General features: G+C 35.0%; 14 protein-coding genes and 1 pseudogene. 3 read left to right on the top strand and 12 right to left on the bottom strand.

Annotation, left to right across the window (positions count from 1 at the left end; all coding sequences use genetic code 11):
* Positions 1 to 170: 170 nt before the first annotated feature.
* The 3 genes from rpe to C7K43_RS01605 are packed head-to-tail and all read right to left on the bottom strand — an operon-like array spanning position 171 to position 2,762.
* A complete protein-coding gene (gene rpe / locus C7K43_RS01615) occupies positions 171 to 824 on the bottom strand; it encodes a ribulose-phosphate 3-epimerase (protein ID WP_124005248.1) in 654 nt (217 codons plus the stop codon).
* 23 nt (positions 825 to 847) lie between these two features.
* A complete protein-coding gene (locus C7K43_RS01610; protein WP_124005247.1) occupies positions 848 to 1,762 on the bottom strand; it encodes a ribokinase in 915 nt (304 codons plus the stop codon).
* Positions 1,763 to 1,781: 19 nt separating this feature from the next.
* Complete coding sequence (locus C7K43_RS01605) at positions 1,782 to 2,762, bottom strand: LacI family DNA-binding transcriptional regulator (RefSeq protein WP_124005246.1); 981 nt, start codon at positions 2,760 to 2,762, stop codon at positions 1,782 to 1,784.
* Between the two features lie 262 nt (positions 2,763 to 3,024).
* Here C7K43_RS01605 and C7K43_RS01600 point away from each other — a divergent pair, with 262 nt between their 5' ends.
* Positions 3,025 to 4,401 carry a PTS transporter subunit IIC gene (locus tag C7K43_RS01600; protein ID WP_124005245.1) on the top strand — a complete coding sequence of 459 codons (1,377 nt, stop codon included), beginning with the start codon at positions 3,025 to 3,027 and terminating at the stop codon, positions 4,399 to 4,401.
* 92 nt (positions 4,402 to 4,493) lie between these two features.
* Here the strand turns inward: C7K43_RS01600 and C7K43_RS01595 are convergent, their stop codons facing one another.
* Positions 4,494 to 5,375: an NAD(P)-dependent oxidoreductase gene (locus C7K43_RS01595; RefSeq protein ID WP_124005244.1), complete on the bottom strand. Its 882-nt coding sequence runs from the start codon at positions 5,373 to 5,375 to the stop codon at positions 4,494 to 4,496.
* 250 nt (positions 5,376 to 5,625) lie between these two features.
* Here C7K43_RS01595 and C7K43_RS01590 point away from each other — a divergent pair, with 250 nt between their 5' ends.
* Entirely contained in the window at positions 5,626 to 6,084 is a 459-nt protein-coding gene (locus C7K43_RS01590) for a YdcF family protein (protein ID WP_157977718.1), read from the top strand.
* A 58-nt stretch (positions 6,085 to 6,142) separates the two neighbouring features.
* On the opposite strand, the gene C7K43_RS01585 is transcribed toward C7K43_RS01590, so the two are convergent.
* The 8 genes and pseudogenes from C7K43_RS01585 to C7K43_RS01550 form a co-directional block, all read right to left on the bottom strand.
* Entirely contained in the window at positions 6,143 to 6,916 is a 774-nt protein-coding gene (locus tag C7K43_RS01585) for a ChbG/HpnK family deacetylase (protein ID WP_124005242.1), read from the bottom strand.
* Between the two features lie 83 nt (positions 6,917 to 6,999).
* A complete protein-coding gene (locus C7K43_RS01580) occupies positions 7,000 to 7,665 on the bottom strand; it encodes a mechanosensitive ion channel domain-containing protein (RefSeq protein ID WP_124005241.1) in 666 nt (221 codons plus the stop codon).
* 13 nt (positions 7,666 to 7,678) lie between these two features.
* Positions 7,679 to 9,036: pseudogene (locus C7K43_RS13660) on the bottom strand (IS4 family transposase).
* A gap of 142 nt (positions 9,037 to 9,178) precedes the next feature.
* Positions 9,179 to 9,442, bottom strand: coding sequence for a hypothetical protein (locus C7K43_RS01570; RefSeq protein WP_124005240.1), 264 nt, complete (start codon positions 9,440 to 9,442; stop codon positions 9,179 to 9,181).
* A 438-nt stretch (positions 9,443 to 9,880) separates the two neighbouring features.
* Complete coding sequence (locus tag C7K43_RS01565) at positions 9,881 to 10,630, bottom strand: DeoR/GlpR family DNA-binding transcription regulator (RefSeq protein WP_124005239.1); 750 nt, start codon at positions 10,628 to 10,630, stop codon at positions 9,881 to 9,883.
* 129 nt (positions 10,631 to 10,759) lie between these two features.
* The gene (gene rpiB / locus C7K43_RS01560) at positions 10,760 to 11,197 is read right to left on the bottom strand and encodes a ribose 5-phosphate isomerase B (protein WP_124005238.1); all 438 of its coding nucleotides are present in this window, start codon (positions 11,195 to 11,197) and stop codon (positions 10,760 to 10,762) included.
* 67 nt (positions 11,198 to 11,264) lie between these two features.
* Positions 11,265 to 12,638, bottom strand: a complete 1,374-nt coding sequence (locus tag C7K43_RS01555; RefSeq protein WP_124005237.1) for a PTS transporter subunit EIIC — start codon at positions 12,636 to 12,638, stop codon at positions 11,265 to 11,267.
* 40 nt (positions 12,639 to 12,678) lie between these two features.
* Positions 12,679 to 13,605 carry a sugar phosphate isomerase/epimerase family protein gene (locus C7K43_RS01550; protein ID WP_124005236.1) on the bottom strand — a complete coding sequence of 309 codons (927 nt, stop codon included), beginning with the start codon at positions 13,603 to 13,605 and terminating at the stop codon, positions 12,679 to 12,681.
* Positions 13,606 to 13,999: 394 nt separating this feature from the next.
* On the opposite strand from C7K43_RS01550, the gene C7K43_RS01545 reads away from it, so the two are divergent.
* The gene (locus tag C7K43_RS01545) at positions 14,000 to 14,749 is read left to right on the top strand and encodes an NAD-dependent epimerase/dehydratase family protein (RefSeq protein ID WP_124005235.1); all 750 of its coding nucleotides are present in this window, start codon (positions 14,000 to 14,002) and stop codon (positions 14,747 to 14,749) included.
* Positions 14,750 to 14,844 lie beyond the last annotated feature (95 nt).

Here is a 14,844-nt window from a genome sequence, read left to right as displayed (position 1 = left end):
TCGCTTCTAATTTCTTATATTTATAAATAAAAACTGCGAAAAAAATAAACACTCCGCAGTTTTTTGAAACTATTCTATATTTTTATGACGTGCTTTTCATATCTTCATCTGCTAACTTCTTTTATACTATCTAGAAGTGGTCTCACGTCTCATTTCCGCTTTCTTTCAAACTACAATTTTTTAATTGAATCTACAATTTCTTTATAAGACTCTTCTTTATTAAAGATCGTGGACGTTCCCAGAACAAAACCTTCAACACCGATTTTGCTTAATTTCTCAATTTTTTCAGGAGAAATCGCACCATCTACAACAATTTTAAAGGAATTTTCATTTGCATATTTAGCGGCTTCTTTAATTTTATCGTTAACAAACTCTAAATAGCTTTGTCCGGCAAACCCAGGACTTACTGTCATTACTAGCAAATAATCAATGACATTAAATAATTCTTTGACTGTTTCAATTGACGTTTCTGGATTAATCGCAATTCCACATTTTTTCCCGTTTGCTTTTATTTTATTTAACGTACTGATCGAATGTGTATCTGTTTCAGGATGAATATAAATAATATCAGCACCCAAATCCGAAAATAAATCCACATACTGACTTGGATTAGAAATCATCAAATGAACATCCATTAATTTATCGGTATTTGCTCGAATCGCTTTGAAGTCTTCTGTACCAAGTGCAAAATTGGGTACAAAGACACCGTCCATAATATCCATATGGAAAATATCAATACCAGCTTCTTCTAGATCTTTTACTTCCTTTGGCAATTTTGTAAAATCAGCACACATCATTGATGGACAAAAAAATTTTTCACTCATTTTATCGCTCCTCTTATTTTTAATTATAATTGATCTAATTCTTCTTTGGTAGGAATACCGTCTTGACCGCCTGGCCGAGAAACTTTTAATGCAGACGCTTTTGAAGCAAGTTTTGCAGCCGCAACCAAGTCATCTGGTTCTTTTGCTAATTTAGACGCTAACACTCCGGCAAAGATATCGCCTGCTCCAACAGTATTGATCGCTTTTACTCGGGTTGCTTCAATGATTGTAAAATGGTCCTTTTGTGATTCGTAAAGGACACTGCCTTCACTACCCAATTTTACAATAACATCTGAAACACCTTGATCGGCAATCCATTTGGCTGCTTTTTTAGCATCATCTACTGTATTGACTGACATGCCAGCAATTCGTTCAGTTTCTTGTTGATTTGGTGTTACTAAATCTGCATATTGCAATGCTTCTTCAAAGTAAGAGCCTTCAGGTGCTGGGTCTAAAACAACATACATCTTTTTCTTTTTAGCCATTTTTAAAGCAGCTAAAACAGACTCTTGACTAGTTTCAAGATTCAAAAGAAAAATTTTACCTTCTAATGGTTCCATCGCTTGCTCAACTTCTTCAGCCTTTAGAGCCATGTTCGCGCCCAATATCACCATAAACGTATTTTCGCCCGTATGATCAACGACCGCAACGGCTATTCCCGTTTGAGTATCATCTTTATTCACAATGTAATCCGCTTTTACGCCCTGTTGACTTAATGAGTCCAAAATCTGTTTACCAAAATCATCATTGCCGACTGTTCCGATCAATGCTTGATTTACGCCTTGTTTTGCTACTGTAACAGCTTGATTTGAACCCTTTCCTCCTACTTTTTGATCTAATTCTTTTGCTTGTATATTTTCGCCATATTTAGGAAAGTCATCAACATGTACATACATATCCATATTGATCGCTCCCATTACAATTACATCTAAATCCATCTTGGTTCCTCCATTAAATTTATGTCGTTTCTCTAACAATTAATTCAGGAGACATCACAACTTTTTGGGGAGTGTGTTCTTTTTCGTTCAAATTGATTAGTTCATTAATGACTGAATGACTTACCCGATCATTCATTTGAGATAAGCTTGTCAAACGAGGATTGTAGTATTTATCGATGGTTAAATCGTCGTTTCCAACAATTCTCACATCATTAGGAACAGCCAGACCATGATCTAAACAACGTCTTAATGCTCCAAGTGCCATTAAATCATTTGATGCATGGATGCCATCAAATTGAACACCTTCATTAATAAGTGTATCCATAATCTGATAGCCAGATCCTAAAGTATAATCACCATAAGCAACTCTTGAAAAGGATAATTCATCTGATTGAAGTGCTAGTTGATAACCTTTAACCCTCTCACCAGACATACGCTCAATTTCCGGACCACAAATCAATACATTCTTTTTTGCGCCTCTTTCAATCAAGTGTCTTGTCGCAATAAAAGCGCCGTTTAACTGATCAATATTAATAGAAGAAAAAGAATGCTCAAAATGAGAGCGGTCAACGGTTACCGTGTGTATCCCTTGTTCTTCTAGACTAGCTAAATCATCCTCTGTCACTTTTAATGTACAGATAATTGCGCCAAAAGCATAGTTATCTATCATGTTTGTTAAAAAATACTCGACTTTCTCCCTTGAATCGTCTGTATTACAGATAGAAATACGTAGTCCATATTTAGCTGCTTCGTGTTCAATCGCTCCGACCAACTCGCCAAAAAAAGGATTGTCTAAATTAGGTATCATCACTGAGATCAGATTTGACTTCCCTTGCCGCAAGGAACGTGCCATTTTATTTGGGTGATATTCAAGGTCTTTGACAATCTTCATTACTAAATCAATGGTTTCTTGCTTGGCCTCGCCTTTCCCATTAATAATTCTTGATACCGTCGCTGTAGACACTCCTGCCATTTTTGCGATGTCCTTAATTGTTGTCATTTTTGTTCCTCCGTAATCGATTACGTCTACATTATTACTATTTTTCAAAGCTTTGTCAATAGTTAATAGTAAAACGCTTCATTCCATCAACTCACATTATTAGTTAACACAGTTACTGCTAGTATTTTTGCCTCTCATCTTTAATTATAGCAATACTAAAACACGTTTGGAAGCGCTGTTGATTATTCTAAAAAAAGATGGTACACTTTGACTAATTCCTCCGTAATCGATTACGTATTTTTAACTAGGGGGATATTGAAAGATGATTAATGCTTTAGAAAATGGATTTAATTTCTTTATAGGGCTGGGCGGACCAGCCATAATGTTCGTTGTTTTAACTTTACTAGGTGTTATATTTAGAGCACCTTTATCAAAATCGATTGAAGGCGGTCTAAGAATGGCAATTGCGTTAACAGGAATGAGTGCCGTTATTTCTTTGTTAACAGAAGCCTTTGGTCCCGCGTTAAATAATTTTGTTGCGTCAACTGGAATTGAACTATCTATAACAGATTTAGGATGGGCGCCATTAGCGTTAATTACTTGGGGGTCTATCTACACCCTTTATTTTGCCTTTATTTGTTTTGTTCTCAATATTATCTTGCTATTCATGAAAGCAACAGAAACACTGAATGTGGATTTATTCAATATCTGGAATGTATCTATTTTAGGGTTGTTACTCAACTACTACGCTCATAATATCGTTGTTACTTCAGTTTTCGTTTTATTCATTTACTCTATGATGTTGTTAAATGCCGATGCAATGAAACCAACACTAGATAAAGTGCTTGATTATGATGAAAACAATATCACAACGACTGCTCATCCATCTTTTCTAATTGCGCCTTTAGCGATGCTTATCAATCGTTTTATTGATATTTGTCTACCGTTTATCGATAGATTTGATTTTGATGCTGAAACATTAAATAGAAAAATTGGTTTTTGGGGAAGTAAATTTGCCATTGGTGCTTATTTAGGTGTGTTTATTGGTCTTTTAGGCCAACAATCTACTGCAGCTATTTTTGAATTAGCATTCACAGGTGGAGTTGCTTTAGAATTATTCAGTATCGTAGGTAGTTGGTTTGGGCCAGCAATCGAACCTTTATCAGATGGCGTACAAAATGCGATGAGCAAGCGTTTAAGAGGAAGAAGATTATTGATTGCTATTGACTGGCCAATTGTTGCTTCAAGAGCAGAAGTTTGGGCCGTTGTGAATCTTTTAGCTCCTATCCTTTTGATTATCGCTATGATCTTACCTGGAAATAAAGTAATGCCTTTAGGTGGCATTTTAATGACCATCTTAACTCCTGCTTTATTGATCGTTACACAAGGAAAAGTTATTCGTATGACTTTAATCGGTACAATTTTAATTCCGATTTATCTTTGGTCAGCAACGATGGTCGCTAAATTTATCACTTCAGCTTCAATTGCGATGGACAACTTCCCTGCTGGTTTAGAACAAGGACAAACATTCACTTCAGTTGATTCCAACCCACTAGAAAAAATGATTGCAATTGTTCTAGGTGAAGGTGTTCATCAATTTGACATTACTAAATTAGCAATTGCTGGTTTAGGTATTGTGGTCTATGTGCTTTTGTTTGTCTGGTATAAAAAACAATTAAAGGTAAGACTTAACAAATAAGAATATGAAAAAACAGCTAGGTCGCGTGTAATTTCGTCCAAAAATTAGCCTTTTGGAAATCGTACAACGTTCCTAGCTGTTTTTATTAAACCTTATTCATTTTCTTTTTTTCCCGCTAAACCAGAGGCAGCAATATCCTTATCACCATGTCCTTCGTCTAGCGCACGTTGAAACCTACGTAACCCTGCAGGTGTAATATCAATTTGTAAATCCTCGTCTTCAACAGCATCTACAATCAATTGCGCATCTTTCACTGCATTTTTTACTGCAAAGCTAGCTGTATAATCGTCATTCAAAATCGCTTTGCCTTTTTGTTGGAAATAAGGCGTATCCATAGGTCCACCAGTGATCACGTCCATAACTAAAGATGGATCTACTCCTAATTCTTTTGCAATGGTTAAACTTTCAGCTACACCATGCGTTAAAGCAAATACCCAACTATTTAAGGCGAGCTTCAAACGACTACTTTTTCCAGCTTCTTCAGAAACCCAGATCGTCTTTTTCCCAATAACGTCAAAAATAGGCGCAAGTACCTCTTTGTAGTCACTAGAACCTGACGGCATAATGGTAAGCTCTCCGCTTTCTGCCGGTGCTTTGGTTCCTTGCACAGGAGCATCAAAAAAGATTAACTCATGTTCGTTGGCAAATTGAATGATTTCATCTATTTTTTTACCAACTGTGGTCATTTGAATCCAAATAGTTCCCTTTGTAAGACTTTCTTGAGCTGATTTTATCGTTTCTAACACAGTTGCTGCATCTTTTAATACCGTGATAACAGCGTCAACATCTTTAACTGCTTCTTGAGGTGTATCATATATAGTTACGCCATCTGGCTGAAGTTCTTCTGCTTTAGCACGAGTCCGGTTCCACGCATGTACTTCAAAGCCATTTTTCTGCAAATTTCTAGCCATAGGCGCACCCATAATTCCAGTACCTAGAAACGCAATCGTTTTTATTGTTTTTTGTTCTGCCATTTGTATACCTCCAATATACTAAAGTTTGCTATTTTCTCTACACTTTAAGCTTATAATAAAGTGCTATTAAACTACAAATATTGTGTTTGTTGTAGAGGTTTCAGTATAAAACTCTAATGTGAAACGATAAATAAAGAGAAATAGCACAAACCTAATCCAAAAAGTAAGACTAAATAAATTAGTAAAAGTATCTTTTTTTGAAACACAAAACTTCGTAAAAAATGATAAACTATAACTGGTGATGTTAATGATGAAAGAACAAGCAATTATTGTATTAGGTTATCCAGTAAAGTCTCTCGAACATCTCTTACAAAGAAGACTACAATTAGCTCAAAAGGATGCTGAAAAAAACCAAATTAATTGTATTATTGTCAGCGGAAAAGGACGAGAAGGAATAAACGAAGCGGAATACATGGCTAATTGGTTAGTGGAAAATGGCTACGAAGGCCAAATTATTAAAGAAAGGGATTCTTGGGATACAATTGAAAATCTTCGTTTTTGTAATGAAATATGTATTAAAAATCATATAAGCTCAGTAAAAATTATAACTTCTTGGTTTCACTTATCACGGGTTAATTTACTAGCTGATCAATTATTAAATGTACCCTTTTCTTTATTAGGAGCGCCCGGAGGATCGGTTGAATTACTAAAAGAAGAATATGAGGTCATTAAAACATTACAAAAAGAAATTGAAGAAGATAAGTTATAAAAAAGCTGAATTACATTTTAGTCAACGTAACTCAGCTTTTTCTAATTTAATCTACTGCTTATAAATCGCGGTAATCCAAACAATCAATTTCTTTATCGATTAGAAAATTACTGATCTCAGGATTTGTTAAAAAAGTCACTTCTTTCGTTCGTGGCAGTAACAAGGAGGAATGGTTGATAATGTAATCGTCTAAATAACCTGGATGAAAGATCATCATTTCGACCCCATCTTCTCGTTGTTCTTTTACCATTTTATAAAACGTATCATAAGGGTCATAGTCCTCATTCATACTTTCCATTGTCATATAAACTTTGTATTCGTTAATCAAAATATGTGAATCCTCATCTAGGCGATTGGGATCCTTACCTTCTGGTAAACCAGAATATTTTAACTCATTCTTGTGCGCAAAATCTTCTAACGCTCGAAAGAAATTTGCACTTGCAACAGCGTGTCCTTCAAAATAATCGGGTTTTTTATTGAAAAGCATCAAAAATTGGTTATATTGAGCTTCGATTTCAATCAATGCTTCATCATAATTAACAAAGTCCTCTTCTGCTTTACGATAGACTGTTGATGTTTTAAACATCCCTTCTTCATCGACAAGCGAAGGAATAAGTTTCGGATCTGAAATTGGCCGCCCCACACAAAAATTTGTATGTTGTCCAAATGCGATCGGTTCGTCCACCAACAAATCAACCCCATGTTTGCTTGCAGGCATATTAACCATCACACCGACACTGCGAATCAATCCTTCCTTCACTGCTTTTTCAATACCATAATTTATCGCTTCTGAATATCCTAAATCATCAGCTCGTAGTAAAATTTTCTTCAAATTCAATCGCCTCCTCACATTATCTTTTATCCCTTATAAAACTTACACTAGTATTTATAATAATTCTTTCGAAAAATCTTAGCCTATTCTTTCTCATCTTTAATATGCAGCTTAGTCCCAACTAATTCGATATCTGGTTCATCGGTAAAACGTCTCAGTACTTGTTTATTTAACATGGTTTTAGTAGCAGTTCCTTCAGTGTAATATACCGGAAAACGAACTTTTAAAGTAATCCCGATAGGCGTAACATCAACAATGTTCACAGGATCTACTTTGCCGTCAAATAAATCTATTTTATGTTCTAGTTCTTCTTTTTTATTCACAAAACGACCATTTATTAGCTCATGTACATAGGCTTCTGAAATTTCAGTCAGGATTTGCGTAGCTTTCTCCCAATCACTGTCTGGCCGAATTGTATATTCAACTTCTTTCCAATTAATCTTTAATAAGCCATTGTAGTTAAACACTGGTTTTTTCAGCAAAAGCTCATTAGGAATCCGTATCACTCGCCCTGTAGGAGCTTCAGCATCAAACCAATTGGACAATTCCATCATTTGAAAATATAGAAACGAGACTTTGGTAACAATCCCCTTATTTCCGTCAATTTCAATACGATCATAGGTTTTAAAATACTTTTTGCGCATTAACATTGTCCATACAACAAAATTAGAAAAAAGCCCTTTTATTGAAAGTAAACCGATCGCACCTATTAATAGCAAAAATAATACAACTGAGTCTGCTAAAGACATCCAAATAACTAACTCAAGTTTCGCACACCAAATCTGGGAGATAAGCCTTGATATAACGGGGCAGAGTATCCACCCAGTGTTGGAGTTGACTTGTAATAAAATCTTGTAATTGGCTTCCTGATTCTTCGCTTACCGCTTGAATAATATGTACTAATTCGATAAGAGCAGCGGACCAATCGAGTTCTTTTATTTGATCGCCCAGTTCATAAAATAAGCCACCTAAGGTCCGCTCATCATTGGCACAGCGCTGCTGCCAGCTTAATAAAATATACCGTGTGAACACAATGGTGGTGTGACAAATTAAGGCTTGATAATGTCGCGTTTGTGTTTCTTTAGTCAGATGAAGCAATGATTTCGATGCCTTAAAAAATGTCTCGATGTCCCATCTCGCCGAGTATGTTTTGACCATTTCTTGGGAAGATAAATCCAGATCATCGGTCATAATCGCCAACCAAGCACTTTTCTTATTGTGATTTTTGACAAAAACGATTTTCACGGGATTTTTGCCGGAGCTTGGTTTCACCACAATCGAGGAAATAATCGCTTCTTGTGTATATTCTTTCGTAGATTTGGCATAAAGTTCTTCCAGCTTGTATAAACGTTGATGAAAAAGGTATTTGGTTTTTCCATTTTTCACCATCCCAATGGTGTGAATCCCCATATCGTGTAATTGGTCTATCATTTTAGGGAAGTAAACCATTTATCCATCAACACATGGGTGGCGTAAATCCCTTGGTTCAAGGCGCGTTGAACCATCTCAAGTGCCACTTCGGGCATTTTACGACTTGATTCGTTGAATCGTTTGGCTCCTACGGTTCGTTGATCTTTTTCTGCTATTGTTTGGTTCACTTTTTTCTTACCGGATAGTAACCCGAAATCAATCGGAATGAAAGAATAGCCATCGGAGAACCCTAAAGTAAGCATACGGTACCCTTTGTATCCTTGTTTGAGCGCATGATCCCAAAGACGAGCTAAGCCTGGTACCTCTTGGCTTCGATTACGATAAAACGTCGAATCATCCAAGATCAACGTCCGAATATGGGTTTTCGTATCCGTTAAAGAATGGAGCTTTTCGATGACAGACGCACTAAACCGAAGTAAAAACAGACGCCAGTTGTTATGGGGATTGTTCATCCATCGATACACGGTATCTTTTTTCATGTATTGGTCGCTTTCCCGCCCACTGAGAACTTGGTTTAAGGATTTTCCTTTAAAGACGAGGCTAAAGAGAAAAGTGAATAGAATAGCCACCGAATACCCTTTTTGCTTTTCCATATGGGCTTGTTTTAAAAATTGCGTGACTTTTAATTCAGAAAAAAGGGCTTTTATTTCATTCGGTAATTGATTTTTAATAGCTTTTAAGTGTACCATAAAGGCAAGAACTCCTTTGTTTTTGGTTTGTGGTTAAATCAATTATAAAACAAAAGGAGTTCTTTTTGTATAAAAAGGTAGGCAGTCAATATCAGGACTTTTTTCGACCTAAGAGTTGATAAGACCGTTGTTTAATATCATTTTACATGTGCGAAACTTGAGTAACTAAAAAAAGCATCATAAAAAGAAAACCAAAAATATAATTTGAAGTATTAACAACAACATTGACGACTTTTGCACTTTCGATTTTGCGGTCGTACCATCTATTTAAATTTCGTGTTAACCAATACCAAACAAATATCGCGGCGATCGAAAAAATAATTTTTTCTACTAAAACTTGAGAATCACTGATATCTGCTTGAACATCGGTAAAAATATCTTGATAGATCTCTTGTACTTGATCCAATAATATCCCCTCGATTTATAAAATTTATATCAAATAAAGTTCTAGTTCCACACTCAATTTACTGTACTAATATGTATAAATTATCTTCAAAAAAATGAGTGTGCAGCAAGCTTTACTATAACTAATACAATAGTAGCATTAATATTTGATCAAGGGAAATTTCTATCTAGTTAGAGTATATGCCAAACTGTTAGGGTAAAGATAAACAATATGAAGTGATTCCCTAGGTTACCAATCAGTGGATTTAAACGCACAATAAGAACAAATTATTAATGGGCTACATGACGTAAAACAAATTTTTCTTTTCAATAAATCTGTTGTAATAAAATCTTGTTTTCTAAATAAATTGTATGTTACAAAGCGTATAAAAATACAAGAAACAACCTATTGTCTCTTGTATTATGTTTTTATTACAACTCAGAGAACACTGCCACAAACTTATTTCGAATGGCTAGGATACATTAATTCCGTTTGCTTGGCTAAGTCTTCATCATACTGGTTGGCTATTAATGTCACTTCATTTAGATCAAAAGCTCTTACTGTAGAGCTAGCATGAAACTTTGAACTATCACATAACAGAAAAGACTTTTTAGAATTATTAATTACATAGCGTTTTTTATTAGCTTCCACCAAATTCGGAGTGCTAACTCCTCTAGTTGAATCAATCCCGTTAGCCCCCAAAAATGATTTATCGAAATAAAAATCCTGAATGTTATTATCTGTTAAAGGTCCATTTAACGAAGAAATATTAGGGTTATAGCGTCCGCCTAAAACGATAATATCTGCTTCAATATCAGTTGGAGCACTTAACACACCAGCATTGGTCGTAATTATCGTAATTTTTTTATAGATAATTTTATTTAATAAAGCTGTACAAGTTGAACCTGAATCAAGGTAGATAACGTCTCCGTTATTAATCAGTTTTTCAGCAATTTCAGCAATCATTTCTTTTTCTTTTGAATGTAAAGATTGCTTAGTAGCGATCGATAACTCAACAGTTGGAGAAGACACTTTTACCGCACCACCTGTCAGCATGACAATTTTCCCTCGTTTTTCTAGCTCTTTTAAATCTCGTCTAAGTGTAGACATTGATGCATTGGGAATCACTTGTTGTAACTCTTCAATTTTTAATAGCTCTTCTTTGTTAAGTTCTTCTAAAATTTTTTCCTGCCGTTCATAAGGAATCATTTTTTTGCCTCCTTGCCTGGATATCGCATATTCCTATTTTATCATTTTTCAACAGCTTTGAAGCAAAAACATAAAAATAGCAAGCAGAATGTACATTTCCTATTCATTCCACTTGCTATTTTGCTTATTTTATTCTTCTAATTTTGCAATTTTTTCTACACGATTAGCGTGTCGTCCGCCTTCAAATTCGGCTTCTAACCATTCGTCCACAATCATTTTCGCCAATTCTTTTCCAACAACTCTAGAACCTAAAGCTAAAATGTTGGTATTGTTATGCTCTTTTGACAATTTGGCAGAATATGGTTCACTACAAACAACCGCACGAATGCCATGGATTTTATTGGCGGCAATCGAGATACCCACTCCAGTTCCGCATATTAGAATTCCACGATCAAAATCTTCTGAAAGCACGGCTTCTGCAACTTTTTTACTATAATCTGGATAATCAACTCGTGCGCTGGATTTTGCACCAAAGTCGGTTACTTTATGCCCTAATTCCTCTAAATAATCAATAATAGTTGGCTTTAATTCAAAGCCGACATGATCTGACCCAATTGCTATTTTCATTTGCAAAAACTCCTTTCATTGAGCTTTATACTTTTTAATCAACTCTACACATTATTACTTACCTTTATTATTGCGCAAGTTGTTCGTCTTTTCTAGTAAATACATAGGCTAAAATCGCTGAAACAACCAGTGAGATTAATAAGCCAATCATCGCATTTATGAAGTTCGCACTATTATTTTCAACAAAAGCTGGGAATGTTGTAACGCTACCAAAAACAAAAGCGTTGGTTACTACTTTTGTCAAACCAAGGTAAGCCCCCCCAACTGCTCCTCCAATAATTTGGCTTAAAAATAATTTTTTATTTTTTACTAATAAGCCAAATAAAGTTGCTTCAATAATCGCAGAAAGAGCTACGGTTACTAAACCTGTTACTGCAAAACCTCTAAGTTTTTTATTTTTTGCTTTAAAGTAAACACCAATTGTCGTTCCGATGACAGCGAAATTACAAGCGAAGGTAAACGGGACAATATAGTCAAATCCATAAGTCGAAACATTATTGATCATAATAGGGTTTACCGCCCAGTGAATCCCAAGACTAACAAGTACACTCCAACCGCCGCCAACAACAATCCCTGTCAAAATGCTACTACGTTCAATCAGCCAATTCACAACATTTGCTACAGCTTCCCCACTATAAACACCAATTGGTCCGATAATAATTACAGTTAGAGGAACCATAATGGCAAGCGAAACAAGTGGAATCACGACTAATTTTAAGTTTTCAGTGACATGATTATCTAAAAACTTATACAGATAAGAAAACGCCCAAATAGATAAAATAATTGGAACGACCGTGGAATTATATTCCATCAAAACAACTGGAATATTGAAAAAATCGGTAGTTGCTCCGTTACCCGCGTCACCCATTAAAGCAATAAAATCAGGATGAATTAACGAAGCGCCGATCAAAGCTGAAATATAAGGGCTCGCACCAAATCTTCTAGCCGAGGTAAACGCTAACAAAACCGGTAAGAAATAAAAGACACTCATGGAGGCAACAAATAAAATCGAATAAGTACCACTATCTTCACTAATAATTCCTATTTGAACAGCTAGAATCAATAACCCGCGTAAGATTCCCGAACCGGCTAAAGCTGGTAACAATGGTGCAAAAATGGCTGAAATGGCTGAAAAGATGTTTCCAATAATGCTACCAGAACTTCCATTGTCTTGTGTCATCGCATCAGTAGATTCCCCTTTTACTAGAGGTTCAAACTCTTCATAGAGTTTAGGCACTTCTGTACCGATTAAAATTTGATATTGCCCAGCTTTATTAACAGCATTTTGCACTCCATCAATTGCTTCAAGCGCTTTACTATCAACATTTGAAGTATCTTTTAAAGTAAGTCTTAATCTTGTCGCACAGTGCGTCATGTTAGAAACATTCTCTGGTCCACCAACTTCATCTAAAATTTCCTGCGCCATTTTTTTATAATCCATTTTTCAATCCTCCTATTTTTTAATACTTGTATCAGAAATCTTAAGATAAGATTTCCAATACAAGTTCACTTGCTTTTACACCACTATTTTTTTCTATTATTGATGTTATTTTATTTAAGCCGATTTGATCAATTTTTTCATTTATCCGAGTGATCATTTTTAAATTGGCCTCACATTCTTCGACCGGGTCTTCGATCACTGGAAAAGTATCAAAATAAATCGCTTGATCATAATTATGCAGTTTTGTGTAATATAAGAATTCAAAAGTTTTTACCAAACTACTTGTACCAATCATCAGACCATCGTCGTTCAACCCATAGCCGTCATTTAAATGAACACCAAATAATTTTTGACGACTTCCTAAAATACTTGCACCATACGCGGGGTTTTCATGCTTCATTAACATATGACAATAGTCTAAAGTGATGCCCACATTTTCACGATCGATTTCATTCATCATTGACATCGCAATTCCTAAACTATCAATAAAAGCATAAGCGCGAGGTTGGAATGGTTTATACTCAATACTAATTTTAAGATCAGGCGCATAGTCAGCAATTTCGATCATGCAATTTTTAATTTGTTGCCAAACTTTTTCATAATTAATTTGAAATGAATAATCAAAGCCATCGAAGCCTAGCCAAATAGTAACGACTTCCCCTTCAATTTCTCTGCAGTAATCTGCGGCATCTTTAGTAAGCTGGACTGCTTTTTCTGAAATTTCCTTATCAGCGTTACCTAGTTCTCCATTGATAAATTCATTGCGAAACCGTAGCGCAACACCGTTTGCTTTTAAATCATTTTTGTCTAGAAGCTCTTTCATATTTTGCGCTGATATGTCTTCAACATGTTCTGGATAATTTAAATCTACATGACTTAAACCAATATGATTAAATTCTTTAAAAATTTCTCCTAAGTCATTATTAAACTTAGGTAAAAAAGAATTGATTCTGGTTGCCAATTTCATTTATTAATTCCTCCTTGTTTTATTTGTTGAACTTATCATAGCATCATATTTTTTCTTTTTCAATCATTATTTTTCTTTTTATTTCATATTTTTCCAAATTTTTCCAAGTAAAGAGTAAGTTAATACTAGAATAATTCAATGCTCTATTTTTTTAGCACTTCTTTGAAACTTTGATCCCATAATTATTTGTCCATCCCGCACAAAAAAGCAGTTAGACACCAACCATTCTAACTTGCTTAGCTTATTCATAACTATTTTCATTAAAATCCTTTGTCGTTCACTAACTATGATATATAATAAATATTAACAATTTATAATTTTCCAACGAACTTAAGCAGGACTTTCTCACAATACTTTTATCAAAAATAAATGAATGAAGACAAGAGGTGTCCTTATGTCAAATATACTTATCACCGGCGCCACAGGAAAAATTGGCACACAGTTGACGAAACATTTAAAAAACCAACACGACTTGACTTTAGTGGATGTTGATTTTTCAAACTTCCCGGAGTTTTTAAAAGAAAAAACGAAAATTGTTGAAACAGATTTAACTAAACCCAAAAATTGGGAAGGATTATTAGACAATATTGAATATGTCATCCAGTTGGCGGGCCAAGCAAGTCCTGATGCCGAATTTTATAATGATTTATTGGAATTGAACTACAAACTTCCCCACAACTTATATGAAGAAGCAACGCAAGCTAAGCACTTAAAACGAATTATTTTCGCAAGTTCCATACATGCAGTGGATGCTTATCCTGATAACATACAAATCAAGGTAGCGGACCAAGTACGCCCCAATGATTTGTATGGTGTTTCCAAAGTTTATTTAGAGGGTTTAGCTTCTTATCACGCATACATAAATGGTATAGAATCCATTGGTATTCGAATCGCGGATTACAAAACAAATAGGAATGAACTGGATGAAAACGCGGATAAAAATGAAATGGCGAGTTACTTCTCAGCACAGGATATGAATCATTTAGTGGACTGCTGTTTAGAATCTGAACTTCAAGAACCTTTTTTAGTTGTCAATGGCATCTCAAACAATACTTTCCCGCGACTTTCCCTAAAAGAAGCTCATGTAGCATTAAACTATCAGCCAAAAGATAATGCATTTAAGGAAAATGGATATTTCTTATAGTTAAGCGACTCTTTTTTGTTCAAGGAAATTTTTTAGAATATCCTATTTTTCTGCCTAAAAACTTCCACTCTACCAATGATTAGCCTACAAAATTT

Origin of the sequence: Tetragenococcus koreensis (assembly GCF_003795145.1) — a bacterium.
Classification (GTDB): domain Bacteria; phylum Bacillota; class Bacilli; order Lactobacillales; family Enterococcaceae; genus Tetragenococcus; species Tetragenococcus koreensis.
This window is presented reverse-complemented; position numbering and strand designations above follow the sequence as displayed.